Annotated in this window: 17 protein-coding genes; 12 read left to right on the forward strand and 5 right to left on the reverse strand. The window is 71.9% G+C overall.

The window, feature by feature from the left end; genetic code table 11:
• Positions 1 to 37: 37 nt before the first annotated feature.
• Positions 38 to 1,588 (reverse strand): HNH endonuclease signature motif containing protein, encoded by a 1,551-nt coding sequence (locus AC1DXJ_RS14080; RefSeq protein ID WP_477637290.1) that lies wholly within the window; start codon positions 1,586 to 1,588, stop codon positions 38 to 40.
• Positions 1,589 to 1,888: 300 nt separating this feature from the next.
• Between AC1DXJ_RS14080 and deoC the strand changes: the two genes are divergently transcribed.
• The 9 genes from deoC (at position 1,889) to AC1DXJ_RS14125 (ending at position 11,522) form a co-directional block, all read left to right on the forward strand.
• A complete protein-coding gene (gene deoC / locus AC1DXJ_RS14085) occupies positions 1,889 to 2,905 on the forward strand; it encodes a deoxyribose-phosphate aldolase (protein ID WP_477614907.1) in 1,017 nt (338 codons plus the stop codon).
• Between the two features lie 56 nt (positions 2,906 to 2,961).
• Complete coding sequence (locus AC1DXJ_RS14090) at positions 2,962 to 4,410, forward strand: aldehyde dehydrogenase family protein (protein ID WP_477614906.1); 1,449 nt, start codon at positions 2,962 to 2,964, stop codon at positions 4,408 to 4,410.
• On the forward strand, positions 4,407 to 5,327 hold the full coding sequence (locus tag AC1DXJ_RS14095; RefSeq protein WP_477614905.1) for an aldehyde dehydrogenase family protein: 921 nt from the start codon (positions 4,407 to 4,409) through the stop codon (positions 5,325 to 5,327). The genes AC1DXJ_RS14090 and AC1DXJ_RS14095 overlap by 4 nt, the downstream gene beginning before the upstream one ends.
• A 24-nt stretch (positions 5,328 to 5,351) precedes the next feature.
• Positions 5,352 to 5,957, forward strand: coding sequence for a uridine kinase family protein (locus AC1DXJ_RS14100; protein ID WP_477637291.1), 606 nt, complete (start codon positions 5,352 to 5,354; stop codon positions 5,955 to 5,957).
• 88 nt (positions 5,958 to 6,045) lie between these two features.
• Positions 6,046 to 7,227: a DUF7847 domain-containing protein gene (locus AC1DXJ_RS14105; RefSeq protein ID WP_477633599.1), complete on the forward strand. Its 1,182-nt coding sequence runs from the start codon at positions 6,046 to 6,048 to the stop codon at positions 7,225 to 7,227.
• On the forward strand, positions 7,224 to 7,871 hold the full coding sequence (locus AC1DXJ_RS14110) for a DUF4129 domain-containing protein (RefSeq protein WP_477637292.1): 648 nt from the start codon (positions 7,224 to 7,226) through the stop codon (positions 7,869 to 7,871). Before AC1DXJ_RS14105 ends, AC1DXJ_RS14110 begins: the two co-directional genes overlap by 4 nt.
• Positions 7,868 to 9,181: a DUF4350 domain-containing protein gene (locus tag AC1DXJ_RS14115; RefSeq protein ID WP_477637293.1), complete on the forward strand. Its 1,314-nt coding sequence runs from the start codon at positions 7,868 to 7,870 to the stop codon at positions 9,179 to 9,181. Before AC1DXJ_RS14110 ends, AC1DXJ_RS14115 begins: the two co-directional genes overlap by 4 nt.
• Positions 9,178 to 10,230, forward strand: a complete 1,053-nt coding sequence (locus AC1DXJ_RS14120; protein ID WP_477637294.1) for an AAA family ATPase — start codon at positions 9,178 to 9,180, stop codon at positions 10,228 to 10,230. Before AC1DXJ_RS14115 ends, AC1DXJ_RS14120 begins: the two co-directional genes overlap by 4 nt.
• Positions 10,230 to 11,522, forward strand: a complete 1,293-nt coding sequence (locus tag AC1DXJ_RS14125; RefSeq protein ID WP_477637295.1) for a DUF58 domain-containing protein — start codon at positions 10,230 to 10,232, stop codon at positions 11,520 to 11,522. The genes AC1DXJ_RS14120 and AC1DXJ_RS14125 overlap by 1 nt, the downstream gene beginning before the upstream one ends.
• 34 nt (positions 11,523 to 11,556) lie before the next feature.
• Here AC1DXJ_RS14125 and AC1DXJ_RS14130 read toward each other — a convergent pair whose 3' ends face one another.
• Positions 11,557 to 12,552, reverse strand: a complete 996-nt coding sequence (locus tag AC1DXJ_RS14130) for a stage II sporulation protein M (RefSeq protein WP_477614898.1) — start codon at positions 12,550 to 12,552, stop codon at positions 11,557 to 11,559.
• A gap of 22 nt (positions 12,553 to 12,574) precedes the next feature.
• On the opposite strand from AC1DXJ_RS14130, the gene AC1DXJ_RS14135 reads away from it, so the two are divergent.
• Positions 12,575 to 13,399 carry an RDD family protein gene (locus tag AC1DXJ_RS14135; protein ID WP_477637296.1) on the forward strand — a complete coding sequence of 275 codons (825 nt, stop codon included), beginning with the start codon at positions 12,575 to 12,577 and terminating at the stop codon, positions 13,397 to 13,399.
• Here AC1DXJ_RS14135 and AC1DXJ_RS14140 read toward each other — a convergent pair.
• Together AC1DXJ_RS14140 and AC1DXJ_RS14145 are read right to left on the reverse strand one after the other, a co-directional pair.
• Complete coding sequence (locus tag AC1DXJ_RS14140; RefSeq protein WP_477615305.1) at positions 13,396 to 14,502, reverse strand: adenosine deaminase; 1,107 nt, start codon at positions 14,500 to 14,502, stop codon at positions 13,396 to 13,398. The genes AC1DXJ_RS14135 and AC1DXJ_RS14140 overlap by 4 nt on opposite strands.
• Before the next feature lie 83 nt (positions 14,503 to 14,585).
• Complete coding sequence (locus AC1DXJ_RS14145) at positions 14,586 to 14,951, reverse strand: cupin domain-containing protein (RefSeq protein WP_477614896.1); 366 nt, start codon at positions 14,949 to 14,951, stop codon at positions 14,586 to 14,588.
• 108 nt (positions 14,952 to 15,059) lie between these two features.
• Between AC1DXJ_RS14145 and AC1DXJ_RS14150 the strand changes: the two genes are divergently transcribed.
• Both AC1DXJ_RS14150 and AC1DXJ_RS14155 read left to right on the forward strand, forming a co-directional pair.
• A complete protein-coding gene (locus AC1DXJ_RS14150) occupies positions 15,060 to 15,659 on the forward strand; it encodes a TetR/AcrR family transcriptional regulator (RefSeq protein WP_477614895.1) in 600 nt (199 codons plus the stop codon).
• A 115-nt stretch (positions 15,660 to 15,774) separates the two neighbouring features.
• Entirely contained in the window at positions 15,775 to 16,809 is a 1,035-nt protein-coding gene (locus tag AC1DXJ_RS14155) for an alpha/beta hydrolase (protein ID WP_477637297.1), read from the forward strand.
• Here the strand turns inward: AC1DXJ_RS14155 and AC1DXJ_RS14160 are convergent.
• Positions 16,790 to 18,079: a thymidine phosphorylase gene (locus tag AC1DXJ_RS14160; RefSeq protein WP_477624955.1), complete on the reverse strand. Its 1,290-nt coding sequence runs from the start codon at positions 18,077 to 18,079 to the stop codon at positions 16,790 to 16,792. The genes AC1DXJ_RS14155 and AC1DXJ_RS14160 overlap by 20 nt on opposite strands.
• Between the last annotated feature and the right edge of the window lie 2 nt (positions 18,080 to 18,081).

The raw sequence follows: 18,081 nt of genomic DNA on the forward strand, positions 1-18,081 counted from the left end.
CAGCGGGCCCGCCGGGGTTGCGGGCTGTGGGGCGTGGTCATGGTCGCCAAGGTGGGGATGCAGTTGACCTGTGGGCAGTGGTCTCGAGCTGGTCCCAGACGTCGTAGGTCCTGATGGCTGGTCGAGCTCCGGCGCCGGAGCTCGAGTCCGAGCCTGCGTCCGCCCCGGAGCCGGAGCACGGGTCGGACCTGGAGCCGGAGCAGGGGTCGGCCTCGGAGCCGGAGCCTGGGCCGGCCTCGGAGCCGGAGCCTGGGCCGGCCTCGGAGCCGGAGCCTGGGCCGGCCTCGGAGCCGGAGCCTGGGCCGGAGCAGGGGTCGGAGCCGGGGTCCGCGCCTGTGAAGTGGGTGAGCCAGTGGTCGTAGGCGCCGGGGGTCAGGTCCCAGTGGACCCGGCCGTCGACGATCTGACCGTGGTAGCCGTTGCGGTGCACGGTCGTGTGGTGCCGCCCGCACAACAACGCTGCGTTGGTCAGGTCCGTCGGGCCGCCGTCGGCCCAGTGCCGCAGGTGGTGTCCGTCGCACCAGGACGCGGGCACGGTGCAGTCGGGGAAGGTGCACCGGCCGTCGCGCAACCACAACGCCCGCAGCTGGGCGGAGGTGAACAGCCGGAACCKGCGGCCCAGGTCCAGGATCTGCCCGTCGGTGCCSAGCACCACCGGCACGATCCCCGCGTCACACGCGATCCGSCGGACSGTGTCCGGCCCGATCAKGGYGCCSGCCTCTCCCGACCCGAACACGGTCGCGGCGTTCGMCCGGGCCACCAGGTCCTCCAGCGACACGGTSACGAACAGCTCCGCCTTSGGGGTGGTSGCCACCCCAYCGGCGGAGGCGACCCCGCGGCGCAGCACCTCCAACAGGGCGTCCATCCGCCGCTGCCCCGACGGGCGCCGGTCCGGCTCACCCTGCGCCGGCCGGGGCGCCGACAGTCCCTGCACGGCGGCCTCGATGACCGCCTTCGCCTCGGCGTCGACCACCATCGCGTACTCGAACACCCCGGTGCCGTGCGCGGACGGCTGCGACAGCGAACGCTGCTCGTGCGCCCGGTCCTGCTCACCCTGGAGCTCACCCTCGGCCCCGTACTCCGCGACCAGGCGTTCGCGCAGCCCGCGCACGTCCCGGGGACGCCCCCACGACGCCACCTCGACCAGCCCGGCCAGGACCGGCCCGTCCGCCCCTGCGGCCAGCCGCGGCGCGAGCCGCTCGAACTCCTCCACCACCACCACCGCGGTCACCAACGGCACCCGGGCGTCACGCACCGCGGCGGTCAACCCGGCATACCGGTCGTCGTGGGCGGCCTCGGCCACCCGCACCACCCGCGCCGACCCGCCCGCCCGCAGCGACGGCGACCGCTCCAGGAGCCAGGCGTGCGCCCCGGCCCGGCCCGAACCGGCCTCACCCCGGTCGACCGCCTCGGCCAGCACCTCCACCCGGGCCGCGTCGGCCCGCACCCCCAGCTGGTCGAGCAGGGACGCGAACCCACCCAGCTCGGCCCCGCCCGCCGCCCACAGCTCACCCTCGACCCCGGTCAGGGCACGGCACGCCAGCTCCACCGCCGCGCGCCGCTCCTCGAACGACATCCCCCCAACCATGAACCCCACCTAACAACCAGGTCTGACACTCCAACGATCACGTAACCCGTTGCAACGCAACCAGATACGGCACCGGATGCGGCGCCGTTACGGCACCGGTTGTCCACAGCCCAGACCGGCTCGCCTCCAGCCGCCTGCGTGACGGCTTGGTCAACGGTCGGCCGAGAAGTCGGACATCACGGCACCTGAACCGACGCCTCGGGCACCAGCCACACCGCGACCCTCACCCTGGGGTCCGGTCCCGCCGACTGAGGACCCTCGCGAACTGACCGAAGGGTGAGACACGGCTAGGATTGCTCGGTGAGCACCCCCACAGCTGCGGCCCCCTCTGTCGACGCCACGACCAGGGCGCGCGATCTCCTCGGCGTCTCCCGGCTCACGAACGCAGCCCTCACGAGCTGGCTGCACGGTCTGCCCGGGGTCGACCAGGTGGGCTGCGAGGCCAGGGCCGCGGGCCTCGGCACCCGGTCCATCAAGACCACCTCCAAGGCCTGGGGCATCGACCTGGCCATCTCCATGATCGACCTGACGACCCTCGAGGGCGCTGACACGCCGGGCAAGGTCCGCGGCCTGTGCGCCAAGGCGATCAACCCCGACCCCGGCTACCCCGACACGCCCCGCCCCGCGGCTGTCTGCGTCTACGGCGACATGGTCAGCACCGCCAAGGATGCCCTCGGCCAGAGCGGCGTCAAGGTGGCTGCGGTTGCCACGGCCTTCCCGAGCGGTCGAGCCCTGATGCCCATCAAGCTGGCCGACACCCGCGACGCCGTGAATGCGGGTGCCGACGAGATCGACATGGTGATCGACCGCGGGGCGTTCCTGTCGGGCGACTACCTCACGGTGTTCCGCGAGATCGCCGAGGTGTCCGAGGCCTGTATCCGCAAGGACGGGTCCCGCGCCCGGCTCAAGGTCATCATGGAAACCGGTGAGCTGGTCACCTACGACAACGTCCGGCGGGCGTCGTGGCTGTCGATGCTGGCCGGCGGCGACTTCATCAAGACCTCCACCGGCAAGGTCTCCCCCGCCGCGACCCTGCCGGTCACGCTGATCATGCTCGAGGCGGTCCGCGACTGGCGCGACCTCACCGGCGAGATGGTCGGCGTCAAGCCGGCCGGCGGCATCCGCACGAGCAAGGACGCCCTCAAGTTCCTCGTGACCGTGAGCGAGATCGCCGGCGAGGACTGGCTCGACCCGCACTGGTTCCGGTTCGGGGCCTCGAGCCTGCTCAACGACCTCATCCTGCAACGCCAGCGGATGGCGATCGGCGCCTACTCCGGCGCCGACTACGTCACCGACGACTCGCCAAGCCTGTACTGACCTGCGAGCCACCCAGCAGCCCCCTGCACCCCACAGATCCTGAGGAACCTCAAGCCATGGCCAAGTTCGAGTACGCACCGGCGCCGGAGTCCCGCGCGGTCGTCGACATCAAGCCCTCCTACGGGCTGTTCATCAACGGCGAGTTCACCGACTCCCAGGGCGGCTCGGCGTTCAAGTCCATCAACCCCTCCACGGAGGAGGTCCTGGCGGAGATCACGTCGGCGAGCGACGCCGACGTCGACCGCGCAGTCGCCGCAGCCCGTCGTGCCTACAACGGCGCCTGGGGCCGGATGTCCGGGGCCGACCGCGGCAAGTACCTCTTCCGCATCGCCCGCATCCTGCAGGAGCGTGCGCGCGAGTTCGCCGTGCTGGAGAGCATCGACAACGGCAAGCCAATCAAGGAGAGCCGCGACGTCGACGTGCCCCTGGCCGCGGCGCACTTCTTCTACCACGCAGGCTGGGCCGACAAGCTCGACTACGCGGGCCTGGGCACCAACCCCCGCCCTCACGGCGTCGTGGGCCAGGTCATCCCGTGGAACTTCCCGATCCTCATGCTCGCATGGAAGATCGCGCCGGCGCTGGCCACCGGCAACACCGTGGTCATCAAGCCGGCCGAGACCACCCCGCTGACGGCGCTGCTGTTCGCCGAGGTGGTCCAGCAGGCCGACCTGCCGCCGGGCGTGGTCAACATCATCACCGGCGCCGGCGCGACCGGTCAGGCCATCGTCGACCACCCCGACATCGACAAGCTGGCGTTCACCGGTTCGACAGGGGTCGGCAAGATGATCGCCCGGTCGATCGCCGGCACCCGCAAGAAGGCCACCCTCGAGCTTGGCGGCAAGGCTGCCAACATCGTCTTCGACGACGCTCCGCTCGACCAGGCCGTCGAGGGCATCGTCAACGGCATCTTCTTCAACCAGGGTCACGTCTGCTGCGCCGGGTCACGCCTGCTCGTGCAGGAGAGCATCGCGGATGACGTCGAGAAGCGGCTCAAGCGCCGCCTCGAGACCCTGCGCGTGGGTGACCCGCTCGACAAGAACACCGACGTCGGCGCGATCAACTCCAAGGCGCAGCTGCAGCGGATCGTCGAGCTGACCGCAGCCGGCGAGGCCGAGGGCGCCGAGCGCTGGGACAACGGGTGCGAGCTGCCCAGCAAGGGCTTCTGGTTCCGGCCGACGGTCTTCACCGGCGTCAGCCAGGGCCACCGCATCGCCCAGGAGGAGATCTTCGGACCCGTCCTGTCGGTCCTGACCTTCCGCACACCGCAGGAAGCCGTCGCCAAGGCCAACAACACCCCCTACGGCCTGTCCGCGGGCATCTGGACCGAGAAGGGCTCGCGCATCCTCTGGATGGCCGACCAGCTCCGCGCCGGCGTCGTCTGGGCCAACACGTTCAACAAGTTCGACCCGACCAGCCCGTTCGGTGGCTACAAGGAGTCGGGCTACGGCCGGGAGGGTGGCCGCCACGGCCTCGCCGCCTACGTCACGACGGGAGACAGCAAGTGAGCCCCACCGCCACGCGGTCGACAGGCACCGACGCTCGCGTCGACGTCAGGAAGACCTACAAGCTCTACATCGGCGGCAAGTTCCCGCGCTCCGAGTCSGGSCGCTCCTACGAGGTCGTCGACGGCCGCGGCAAGTTCCTCGCGAACGCCGCCCAGGGCTCCCGCAAGGACGCCCGGGACGCGGTCGTCGCCGCTCGTGGCGCCTTCGGCGGCTGGGCCGGCGCCACGGCATACAACCGTGGTCAGGTGCTCTATCGCGTCGCCGAGGTGATGGAGGGGCGCCGCGACCAGTTCGTGGCCGAGGTGCGCGCCAGCGAGGGCCTCGCCGAGCGTCGTGCGGAGACCGTCGTCTCCCAGGCCATCGACCGCTGGGTCTGGTATGCCGGGTGGACCGACAAGCTCGCCCAGATCCTCGGCGGCCTCAACCCCGTGGCAGGGCCGTACTTCGACATCTCGGCACCCGAGCCGACCGGTGTCGTGGCCGTCCTCGCGCCGCAGCGCAGCTCGCTGCTGGGTCTGGTCTCCGTCCTCGCCCCGGTGATCTGCTCCGGCAACACCGCGGTCGTGCTGACCAGTGAGCTCCGCCCGTTGCCCGCGATCACCCTCTCCGAGGCGCTGGCCACGTCCGACGTCCCCGGCGGGGTCATCAACCTCATCACCGGACGCACGGCCGAGGTCGCGCCCTGGCTCGCCTCGCACCGCGACGTCAACGCCATCGACCTGAGCGGTGCGGCCGACGCCGAGGGAGTCAGCTGGGGCGACCTCGAGCTGGCTGCCGCCGAGAACCTGAAGCGCGTGGTGCGACCTGCCGGCGAGGGCTCCGACGCGGTCGAGCCCGACTGGTCGCGCACGCCCGACCTGTCGCGCATCACGGCATTCCTGGAGACCAAGACCGTCTGGCACCCCAAGGGCCGCTGACCCTTGACCCCACCCGCACCGGACGTGGACACCACCGCCCGGGTGGTGGTCCTTGCCGGTCCCAGCGGGGCCGGGAAGTCACGGCTGGCCGCGCGACTCCAAGGGGCCCACGGCTGGCCGATCGTCCGGCTCGACGACTTCTACCGCGACGAGGACGACCCGGTGATGCCCCGCAGCGAGGAGCTGGGCATCGTCGACTGGGACCACCCCGACTCGTGGGACGGTGCCGCCGCCCTCGACGCCCTCGCCACGCTCGTGACAACCGGTGAGGTCAGGACCCCCGTCTACGACATCGCGCGCAGCCGGGCCGTGGACACGACGACCGTCCGGGCCGCACCGCACGACCTGATCCTCGCGGAGGGCATCTTCGCAGCCGAGATCATCGACGACCTGCGCGACCGGGGCCTGCTCGCCGGCGCCTACTGCGTGCACCACCACCGCGTGGTGACCTTCGTGTGGCGGCTGCTGCGCGACCTGACGGAGCACCGCAAGCCGCCGTGGACGCTGGTCCGCCGTGGCCTGGCCCTCATGCGTGACGAACCCCGGGTCGTCGCGCGCCAGGAGTCCCTCGGCGCGACCTCCGCCCGCGCCAAGGACCTCGAGCCGCTGTTGTCGGCCCTCGCCCGCTGAACCAGCCCGGCGAATCTCGCGGCTCGCCGCCCGCATGACACCCCGTTCGGTTAGGGTTCCACCACGTCAGCGAGGGGGATGTGCGCACATGACCGACCCGCAGTGGGTGGCTCCTGGGACCAGTGGGCCAGCAGAACCGGTGGCCACCACGGGTGGGCACGCGGCATACCCGCCAGTGCCTCCAGGTGCGCCGGCGGGGCAGCCAGCCGGAATGCAGCCCGGGCATCCTGGGCAAGCCGGACAGCCCGCCGGGTACGGCTTCCCGGCGGGTGCTCCGTGGCCCGCGCACCCGGCGATGGAGTTCCGGCCAGGGGTCATCCCGCTGCGGCCGCTCGCCCTCGGCGACCTGTACGGCGCGGTGATCAAGGCGATCCGTGGGAACGTCGCCGCGACCATGGGCCTGGCCTTCGTCACCACGCTCGTCTTCCTCGTGCCGACCACTGCGCTCGGCGCGTGGGTGGCCTCGCAGGAGTCGCTGGACATCGGGTCGAACCAGGACATCTTCCCGGCGGCAGGCACGCTGGGTTCGCTGATCCCGTCGCTGGGGACCTCGGGGTCGACGATCCTGCTGACGGGGTTCGTGGCGTTCGTGATCAGCCAGGCCGTCATGGGCCGCCGCGTGACTGCCGGCCAGACGTGGGAGGGCACGCGCGGCAGACTCCTGCCCCTGGTCGGCGCCACCATCGTGACCGGTCTGGTCATCGTGCTGGCCCTTGCCGCCGTCCTCGTGCTGCCCGTCATCGCCGTCGTCGGCGCCGTCTCCTCCGCCAACGACTCGGGAGTGGTCGGCGCCGTGCTCCTTGCCATCCTCGCCGGCCTGGTCGCCATCGTCCTCGTGCTGTTCCTCTCGACCCGACTGGCCTTCGTGGGCGTGGCTGTCGTCCTCGAGAAGGCCAGCGTCGGTGAGGGCATCGCGAGGTCCTGGAGACTGACGTCCGGCAGCCAGTTCTGGCGCGTCCTCGGCATCAGGATCCTCACTGGCATCATCGTCGGGATCGCAGCCCAGATCCTCGCGTTCCCACTCGCGATGGTCGGCGGTCTCGGCATCGTCGCCACGGGAGATCCCGCGAACCTCTACGTCTGGCAGGCGGTCATCTCGGGCGTCTCCGGACTCATCACGGGAGCCCTGACCACGCCCTTCACCGCCGGCGTGGACGCGCTCCTCTACGTCGACCAACGCATCCGCCGCGAGGGCTTCGACGTCCAGCTGATCGCCGCGGCCCAGGACGACGTGACGCGGCAGTGGCCGGGAGCAGCCGCCGGGAGATGACGAGCCTGACCGCCCCCTTCGACGGCCCACCCCTCGACCCCAGCTCGCCGGAGGCCCAGCAGTGGCTGCGTGACGAGCTCGCCAACGGCCAGTACGTCACCGAACCCTCCCTCTGGCAGCGGTTCATGGAGTGGCTGAGCAGTCTGTTCGCCGGTCGGTCCGGGGCGGGCCTGCTCCCCTCCTGGAGCGTGGTCCTCGTGGTCGTGGTCATCCTGGCCGTCCTGGTCCTGGTGGTCCTGCGGCTGATTCGTCCCGAAGCAGTGACCAGACGACGTGGCGCCACGGCTGCCCCCGTGGACGACGAAGGGCTCAGCGCGTCGGACTACCGCGTTCGGGCTCGAGAGGCGGCGGACCGCGGAGACTGGGACTCCGTCCTGCTGGACGGTTACCGGGCCCTGGCCGCCTCGGCCGTGGAGCGCACCCTGCTGGCCGAGCTCCCCGGCCGCACGGCGCACGAGGTGGCGCTCGCCCTGGCGCCGGTCTTCCCCGACCAGGCGGAGGCCCTCGCGAGCGCCGCGTCGTCCTTCGACGACGTCCGTTACGGCCACCGACGGACCACACGGACCCAGGCCGTCACCACGACCGAGCTCGACGCCGTGCTGCTGCGGACCAGGCCGCAGCTCGGACGACTGGTCGCCCCGTGACTGCTGGATCGGGCACCGGCGGTTCGGGCACCGCTGGTTCGGGCACGGGTGGTTCGGGCACGGGCCTGCAGACCCGCGGCGGTCGTGCGACGCGGATCCGCCGAAGGGCCGTGGGCGCGCTGGCCGTGACGCTCGGCGTGGGAGCCCTCGTGGTCATGGCACTGGGCACGACGGCCCCGGACCAGGTGCTCGACCCCGACGACACCGGGCCTGCCGGTGGCAGGGCCATCGTGGAGGTGCTGCGCAAGCACGGCGTCGAGGTGGAGGTCGTCCGGTCGATCGGCGCGCTCGCCGACGCCCAGCCGGGCTCGGGCAGCACCGTCGTGATGGCCAACTCCGCGTATGTCGGCCGCGACAGCGCGACCACCATGGGTCACGTGTCCGCAGGGGCCGACCGGCTGGTGCTGCTCGACCCGACGGCGGCCCAGCTCGCCGCCCTCGACCTGCCACTGACGTCAGGGGCCCTCGAGGCCCAGCTGTCGTTGACTGCAGGGTGCACCTCCGCGGTGGCGCGCGCCGACGACACGGCCTTGCTGGTCGACACGCGGTTCATCCCGGTGAAGCGCGGGAGCGGTACGCCGGCCACTCTGTGCTTCGCCCTGCCCGATCCCCGCGGCGGCGACCAGACAAAGGGCGACCAGGCCGAGGACGACCAGGCAAAGGACGACCCGGCAACGGCTGCGGGGTTCGGGTTCGGGGCGGCGATGGCAACGGTGCCCGCCGCCGCCGACCACCCCGAGGTCGTGGCACTGGGCATCTCGGCCGCGTTCACCAACCGCTGGGTCGACGACGAGTCGCACGCCGGCCTTGCCATCCGTGCGCTCGGCCACTCGCCGCGCCTCGTCTGGTACCAACCGGGCCTCGGCGACCTCGCGAGCTTCACCGGTGAGCCGACGGACGGCGGCTGGCCGGTGTGGCTGGCGCCCGCCTCCGCCGTGCTCGCGACCGCGGTGGTCCTCCTCGCGTTCGTCCGCGGGCGTCGGATGGGTGCGCTCGTCACCGAGCCCCTCCCCGTGGTGGTGCGCGCCGTCGAGACCACGGAGAGTCGCGGCCGGATCTATCGCCGCGCCCGCGACCGGTCCAGGGCCGCCGCCATCCTGCGGCAGGGCACCATCGAAAGGCTCGCCCGACGGCTCGCCCTGCCGCCGCATGCGGCGCAGCCGGTCCAGGCGGCTGCCGCAGCAGCGACAGGTATGCCGCCCGCCCAGGTCGCGACGCTGCTCGCCGGCCCGCCCCCCACCACCGACGTCGACCTGCACCACCTGGCCAACGCACTGACCGATCTCGAGGAGAGGGTCCGCCGCTCATGAACGACCAGCCCCGCCCCACCCAAGCCCTGGCCGACCAGGCCCAGCCCGTCGGGCCGGGTCAGGCCCAGCTCGTCGCACCGGACCGCCCGGCGATCGCCGCACCCGATGCCCGGGCAGCCCTCCTGGCCGTCCGCTCAGAGGTCGCCAAGGCCGTCGTCGGACAGGACGCCGCCGTCGCCGGGCTGCTCGTGGCCCTGCTCTCCCGCGGGCACATCCTGCTCGAAGGAGTCCCGGGCGTCGCCAAGACCCTGCTCGTGCGCAGCCTCGCCGCCGCCCTCGACGTCGAGACCAAGCGCGTGCAGTTCACCCCCGACCTGATGCCCGGCGACCTCACCGGATCGCTGGTCTACGACGCGTCGTCCGGCGACTTCACCTTCCGCCAGGGCCCCGTCTTCACCAACCTCCTGCTCGCGGACGAGATCAACCGCACACCACCCAAGACCCAGTCGGCCCTGCTCGAAGCCATGGAGGAACGCCAGGTCAGCGTGGACGGCCGGGCCCACCCGCTGCCCCAGCCGTTCATGGTCGCCGCGACCCAGAACCCCGTCGAGTACGAAGGCACCTACCCCCTGCCGGAGGCACAGCTCGACAGGTTCCTGCTCAAGGTGACGCTCCCCGTCCCACGCCGGGACGACGAGATCGCGGTCCTGCGCCGTCACGCCTCTGGGTTCGACCCTCGCGACCTTCAGGCCGCCGGGCTGCGGCCGGTCGCGTCGGCGGCGGACCTTGCGGCAGGTGCCGAGGCGGTTCGCAGTGTCGAGATCTCGGACGAGGTCACGGCCTACATCGTGGACATCGCCCGGGCGACCCGGAACTCGCCGTCGCTGGCGCTGGGTGTCAGCCCGCGCGGCGCCACGGCGCTGATGGCGACGTCGCGGGCGTGGGCCTGGATCAACGGGCGCGGCTTCGTCACCCCCGACGACGTCAAGGCCCTCGCCCACGCGACCCTGGCTCACCGGTTGTCCCTGCGCCCGGAGGCCGAGCTCGAGGGCGTCAGCGTCACGGCCGTCCTCGACAGCGCGCTCGGAGCAGTGCCGGTCCCCCGCTGATGAGCCTGACCTACCGCGCCGTCGCGCTGGCCCTGCTCGGGCTGGTGCCGGTTGCCCTGTGGCCGCGGGGCGACACGGTGCGGTGGTTGTGGGTCGCGATGCTGGTCCTCATAGGGGTCGATCTCCTGCTGGCCAGCTCTCCTCGCTCGCTGACCTTCGTCCGGGAGGGGCCGGCCCAGGTGCGTCTCGGCGAGCAGACCTCGACGTCGGTCCTGGTGACCAACTCGGGGAGGCGCCCACTGCGCGGCGCCGTCCGCGACGCCTGGCCACCTTCCGCGGGGGCCGCAACCACGCGGCATACCGTGGCCATCGCTGCCGGGGAACGCATCCGGGTGACGACGACCCTGACCCCCACCCGCCGCGGAGACCGCATCGCGCACCGGGTGACAGTGCGCTCCACCGGACCGCTGCGCCTCGCGGCGCGGCAACGGTCGTTCGAGGTCCCGGGGCGCCTGCGGACCCTCCATCCGTTCCCTGCCCGCAAACACCTGCCCAGCCGCTTGGCGGTGCTGCGGCAGCTGGACGGCCGCGCCGCCGTACGCATCCGTGGGCAGGGCACCGAGTTCGACAGCCTGCGCGAGTACGTCGACGGCGACGACGTGCGGAGCATCGACTGGCGCGCCACCGCACGCCGCCAGCACCTGGTGGTGCGCACCTGGCAGCCCGAGCAGCACCGCCGCATCGTCATCGTGGTCGACACGTCGCGAACCTCCGCGGGCCGGGTCGACGACGCTCCCCGCCTGGACGCAGCCATGGACGCCGCGCTCCTGCTCACCGCCCTGGCCGGGCACGCACGTGACCGCGTGCAGGTGATCGCCGGTGACCGCGTCGTGCTGGCCAGGGCCTCCGGCGCCGACCGCGCCACGCTGCTGCACGACACGATCAGCGCGCTCGCGCCCATCGAGTCCCGGCTGGTCGAGGCCGACTGGGGGCTGCTCGCCACCGAGATCAGCCGGCTCGGCACGCAACGAGCCCTGGTGGTCCTGCTCACGCCGCTCGAGTCCGCCGCCGTCGAACAGGGGCTGCTGCCCGTGCTGCCGGCCCTCAGCGCCCACCACCGGGTGGTGGTCGCCTCGGTGGCCGATCCCGCGGTCGCGCGGATGCGCACGACCCGCGACACCGTGGCCGAGGTCTATGAGGCGGCCGCCGCAGAGCGCACGACGTCGCTGCGGCGACGCACTGCGGCCGCGCTCGTCAGGCTCGGAGTGGACGTGCTGGACGAGCCGCCGGAGCAGCTGCCAGTTCGGCTGGCCGACCACTACCTCATGCTCAAGCGACAGGGTCTGCTCTGACCTGGGAACACCCGAATCCGGCTTCCTCCGACGATCAGGCGGCCACCAGCGGCTGGTCGCCGATGTCACGCGCGTCGATGTCTCCGGTCACTCCGTTGCGGTGGGCGCTGCGTCCGACCACGAAGACGTAGGCGAGGAAGGCCGACTCCGCCAGGACGCCGATGCCGATCCGCGCCCACGTCGGCAGTCCGGACGGCGTCACGAAGCCTTCGATCGCTCCACTCACGAGGAGCACGAAGACCAGCCCCGTGGCGATCGCGACCGACGTGCGCGCCTCGGCCGCCAAGGCCTGAAGTCGCGTGCGCGGACCCGGCTCCACCCAGGACCAGAAGAGCCGCAGGCCGACCGCCGCGGCGACGAAGACGGCAGTGAGCTCGAGCAGGCCGTGCGGCAGGATCAGGCCGAAGAACAGACCGGTGCGGTCGTGGGCCATCATCAGGGCAGCCACGACGCCCACGCCCTGCACGTTGGTGACGAGCACGTAGACGACGGGCAGTCCCAGGACCCCGAAGGCGATGCACTGGGCCGCGACCCAGGCGTTGTTCACCCAGACGAGGGTGGCGAACTCGTGGTGCGGGAACTCGCTGTAGTAGTGCTCGAAATCGGTGCCGACGTAGGCCTGGATCTCGGCCGGGGTGAGCTGGCTGGCGTAGACCTCGGGGTGCCGCAGCGTCCACGCGGCGACGAGGGCGATGACCAGGAGGCTGCCCAGCGCGGTTGTCGCCCACCACCACCGGGTGCGGTACAGCGCGGCGGGAAAGGTCCGGGTGAAGAAGCGCAGGAGGTCGACCCACGTGTTCGTCCGGGTGCCGACCATCGCCACCCGCGCGCGGGTGAGCAGCATGGACAGGTAGGCCACGACCGACGGGTCGGGCGAGGCCGACCGGACGACGGACAGGTCGGTGGAGACGCGCTGGTACAGGTCGAGCAGCTCGTCACCCTCGGCACCGGACAGACGGCGTCGTCCGGCCAGCTCCTCGAGTCGCCCCCAGTACCGGCTGCGTGCGGCGACATACGCATCCAGGTCCACGGCGTCACTCTATGCTTCGGCCATGAGCACGGGGGCCGGTTACCGCAGCTACGCGAGCGACGACATGGTCACCGGCGAAGGGGTGGCCGTCGAGCTGCCCATCGCCGGCGTTCCCTCCCGAGCCGCCTCCGGCATCATCGACCTGTTGGTCGCTGCGGTCCTGCTCGTGGCGGGCTCGATCGCGACGGGCGCGGTGTTCTCCGGCACGTCCGACGCGGTGGGCCGGACGGTCGTGATCCTGTTGGTCGTGGGGGTCACCGTCGGCATCCCGACCGTGGTGGAGACGGTCACCCGGGGCCGAACCCTGGGCAAGCTGGCGCTGGGGCTGCGGGTGGTGCGCGACGACGGTGGTCCCATCACGGCCCGGCACGCGCTCACCCGGGCCCTCGTCGGGTGGCCCGAGATCTACCTGCTCGCGGGTGCGGGCGCGATGGTGGCCTCCCTGGTCAGCCCGCGCGCGAAGCGCCTCGGCGACATGGCGGCAGGCACCTACGTCGTGTCGCAGCGCGCCACGATGCGGTTGTTGCCCCCTCCGGTCATGCCGCCCCCGCTGGCGCAGTGGGCATCCCAGGCCGATCTGGCTGCGCTGCCCCCGGGACTGGCCATCGCCGTCCGTCAGTTCCTCGGGCGGGCCGCCGGGCTCACTCCGGCCTCACGGGAGGAGCTGGGCCAGAGCCTGTTGCGCTCGGTGCTGCCGCACGTGTCGCCACCGCCCCCACCGGGCATCCACGCCGAGTACGTCCTCGCCGCCGTGATCGCCGACCGTCGTCGCCGTGACGCCGAACGCCTGGCCCGTGAGGACCACCGCCGCGAGCAGCTGCTGCCCGCGGACCCGCTCGACCGCTAGCGCGCCGACGTGGCCCGGACCTGCTCCTCGAGTGCGGCGTAGCCGGGCTTGACGACTCCCTCGATGATGGCCAGCCGCTCCTCGAAGGGGATGAACGCGGACTTCATCGCGTTGATGGTGACCCATCGCAGGTCGTCCATCGTCCAGCCTGCGTCCTGCACGAGCAGTCCCATCTCACGCGACATCGAGGTGCCGCTCATCAGGCGGTTGTCGGTGTTGACCGTCACCCGGAACCGCAGCCGCTTGAGCAGTGAGATCGGGTGCAGCGCAACGGATTCCGCCGCACCGGTCTGGACGTTGCTGCTGGGGCACATCTCCAGCGGGATGCGGGTGTCCCTGACGTATGCCGCAAGGCGGCCGAGGTGCACGTCGTCCGTGTCAGCGGCGACCGCCGCCGCGACGTCGTCGCCGAAGGCCTTGTCGCCGACGGTGATGTCGTCGACGATCCGGACGCCGTGCCCGAGCCGGTCGGCCCCGCACCACTGGATCGCCTCCCAGATGCTCGGCAGGCCGAACGCCTCGCCCGCGTGGATCGTGAAGTGGGCGTTCTCGCGACGGAGGTACTCGAAGGCGTCGAGGTGCCTGGTGGGAGGGAAGCCCGCCTCGGCGCCTGCGATGTCGAACCCGGCGACACCCTGGTCGCGGTAGCGGACCGCGAGCTCGGCGATCTCGGTGCTCTTGGCCGCGTGGCGCATCGCGGTCAGGAGAGCGGTGACCCGGATGGGCGTGCCGGCCTTTGCAGCCTGCCCCTCGCCTTCGCGGAACCCGGCGTTGACGGCTTCGACGACGTCCTCGAGCGCAAGTCCCTCGGAGAGGTGCTGCTCCGGCGCGTAGCGGCTCTCGGCGTAGACGACGCCGTCGGCGGCCAGGTCGAGGACGCTCTCGCGAGCCACTCGACGCAGCCCCTCGGCGGTCTGCATGACGGCTAGCGTGTGGTCGAAGGTCTCGAGGTAGCGCACCAGGGACCCCGAGTCCGCGCTCTCCCGGAACCACGCGCCGAGGCTGTCGGCGTCGGTGGCCGGCAACCCGGCATACCCGATCTGGTCGGCAATCTCGACGATGGTCTGCGGACGCAGGCCGCCGTCGAGGTGGTCGTGCAGCAGCGCCTTGGGCGCCCGCCTGACCTGGTCGTCAGCGGGGTCCGCGACGGTGTCGGTGCCTCCGGAGGACCCCTTGCGACCGAAGATCACGCGCCTTCCTCCTCGTCCCGGTTGACCGTCTCGGGACTGAACGCCGGCAGGCAGACGGCGACGTACTCGGCACCCTCGGACCCGGTCGAGTAGCGGATCCGCTCGCCGGCGCGGGTGACGACGCTCTGGCCTGCCTCCACGCGCAGCTGGCCACCGTCGTGGTCCACGAGCACGGCACCGGCGATGACGAGGGTGATCTCGTCGAAGGCCGGGGCCTGGAAGGGCTCCGTCCAGTCGGCCGGCGCCTTCATGTGGGCCACCGAAACTGCCTCGCTGCCGGTGTTCACCCGGCCGACGTGTTCGTCGATGATCTTGCCGCCGGGCACGGGAATGGTCGTGGGGGTCGCGATGAGCTCAGGCACAGGGCCACCCTAGCCCTGAGCGTCCGACCCGGCCGGGCGGCCTGGCGCCCGGACGGGATTGCCCGTAGGGCCTTGCGAAGTGCGAACGGTCGTGCTTTTATTGATCGCGTGAGCAAGGGAGACGAGACACGCGACTCGGTGCTTCGTGTGGCGCTGGCCCAGTCGAGCCAGGTCGGGCTGCGGGGCATCACGATCGGCGGTCTCGCCGACGCGATGGACATGTCCAAGAGCGGGCTGTTCGCGCACTTCGGGTCCAAGGAGGGGCTTCAGTCCGCCGTGATGGACTACGCGGCCGAGGCGTTCACCCAGCTCGTCATCCGCCCGGCCCTCAAGGAGTCTCGCGGTGAGCCGCGCCTGCGCACCCTCTTCGACCGCTGGCTCGGGTGGGGCGGGTATGCGGACTACGCACTGCCAGGCGGATGCATCTTCATCTCGGTGGCGAGCGAGTTCGACGACGCACCCGACGGCCCGGTCCGCAGCAAGGTCGTCCAGACCGAGAGGGACCTGCTCGACACGATCGAGACCATCGTCCGCGGCGGCATGACCGAGGGCCAGTTCCGCGAGTCGACCGACCCGGCCGCCTTCGCGCACGACCTGCTCGCCATCGTCCTCGGCTACAACTTCTCGGCACGCCTGCTCCACGACCCGGCGGCCGCCACGCGGGCCCAGGACGCCTTCGACCGGCTTATCGACCACATCCGCGCCTGATCCCCATCCCACCCAGGAGGTACCACTCATGTCGCTCGAAAAAAGCACGATCGATCGTATTGTCGTTCGTCCGCGTCCCGCCCGTGTGGGTGCCGTCCCGGCCTCCCGGACCACCGTGGCAGCAGGCGCTCCGCCCGCGGGCATCGCCGCTCCGCCCGCGGGCATCGCCGCTCCGCCCGCGGGCATCGCCGCTCCGGCACAGGGCATCGCCGCTCCGGCACAGGGCGTCGCTGCTCCGGCAGAGGGCGCTGCCACCGCGGCGACAGGTCTCCCGGTCTCGCCCGCGCTGAGACGGCTGTTCGCGTTGCTGGAAAGCCGGTCCCCCGCCCTCGGCGGACTGCTCGCCGAGCGGCTGTGGTTCCGGCTGCCGGCCAGCCCGGCGGCAGCGGTACGCGCCACTCGGACCCCCAGCGGCGGGGAGGCCTTCGAGGTGCGGTGGGCCCACGGCACCATTCGCGGCCGGGTCTACGGCGACTGGGGCAACCCCACGGCATACCTCGTGCACGGCTGGGGCGGCTGGTGGCAGCAGCTCGGCGCCCACGTCGAGCCGCTGGTGGCCCGCGGCCTGTGTGTGGTGGCGTTCGACGCCCCGAGCCACGGCGACTCCGGGCCCGGTGTCCACGGGAGTCGGTCGACGACGTTCGTGGAGATGGCGGAGGCGCTGGCGGCGGTGGTGGACGAGTTCGGCCGGCCCACGGTCGTGGTGGCCCACTCCGCCGGCGGGCTCGCGGCAGTCCACGCCCTCGGACTGGGGGTGCAGCCCGACTCACTCGTGCTCATCGCCCCGCCGGATGGCGTCGAGTCGATGCTGCCGGTCTTCGCGTCGGCGCTCGGGGTCGGTTCCCGGTCCCAGCAGGTGATGGTGCGCCGCGCTGAGCGCCGGGTCGGAACGCCGGTGGCCGAGCTCGACCTCCTCACGATGGCCGCGGCACACCCGTCGCTGCCGCACCTGCTGGTCGTGCACGACCGGGGCGACCAGGAAGCACCCCTCGCAGGTGGCGTGGCCGTCACCAAGGCGTGGCACGACGCCCGCCTCGTCGTCACCGAGGGACTCGGTCACCGCCGGGTGCTGTGGAACCCCGACGTCGTCGAGCGGGTGACGTCCTTCGCGGCGGAGGCCGCCGCGCGGATCAGGAGATCTTCTCGATGACCAGCGGCAGCAGGTCCGGTCGCGATCCTTCGGGAGCGATGGTGAACGCGCCCTCGAGCGACTCGAGTGCCCGCTCGAACCGCTCGGGGGTGTCGGTGTGCAGCGTGAGCAGGCGGTCGCCTCCCCGGACGGTGGCGCCCGGCTTGTAGTGCATCACCACGCCGGCGCCGGCCTGCACCGGGTCCTCCTTGCGCGCCCGACCGGCACCGAGTCGCCAGGCCGCCACCCCGATCTTGAGGGCGTCGAGCTCGGTGAGCACGCCGTCCGCCGGGACCAGCACGTCGTGGCTCTCCTTCGCCACGGGCAGGGTCGCGTCGGGGTCGCCACCCTGGGCCCGGATCATCGCCTTCCAGGCATCCATCGCGCGGCCGTCCTTGAGCGCGTCGGCGGGATCGACGTCCTCGCGCCCGGCAGCCGCGAGCATCTCGCGGGCCAGGGCGAGGGTCAGCTCGACGACGTCCTCGGGGCCGCCACCCGCCAGCACCTCCACCGACTCGCGCACCTCGATGGCGTTGCCGGCCGTGAGGCCGAGCGGGACCTGCATGTTGGTCAGCATCGCGACGGTCTTGACCCCGGCATCGGTGCCGAGGTCGACCATCGTGCGCGCGAGCTCGCGGGCGTCCTCGACGTTCTTCATGAACGCACCGCTGCCCACCTTCACGTCGAGCACCAGCGCGCCCGTACCCTCGGCGATCTTCTTGCTCATGATCGAGGAGGCGATGAGCGGGATGGCCTCGACGGTGCCGGTGACGTCGCGCAGGGCATAGAGCTTCTTGTCGGCGGGGGCCAGCCCGTCGCCGGCGGCGCAGATGACCGCACCGACGTCCTCGAGCTGCTGCATCATCTGCTCGTTGCTCATGGCCGCCCGCCAGCCGGGGATCGACTCGAGCTTGTCGAGGGTGCCCCCGGTGTGCCCGAGCCCGCGGCCGGACAGCTGGGGCACGGCCACGCCGCACGCCGCGACGAGAGGTGCCAGCGGCAGGGTGATCTTGTCGCCCACCCCACCGGTCGAGTGCTTGTCGGCCGTCGGACGCGACAGGCCGGAGAAGTCCATCCGCTCGCCACTGTTGATCATCGCGCCGGTCCAGCGGGAGATCTCGCGACGGTTCATCCCGTTGAGCAGGATCGCCATGGCCAGGCTGGACATCTGCTCGTCCGCGACGGCCCCGCGCGTGTAGGCGTCGATCACCCAGTCGATCTGCCCGTCGGACAGCTCGCCCTTGCCCCGCTTGCTGATGATGACGTCGACGGCATCGAAGGCTTCACTCATGG

The sequence above is a fragment of the Pedococcus sp. P2_D9 genome, from assembly GCF_056404275.1.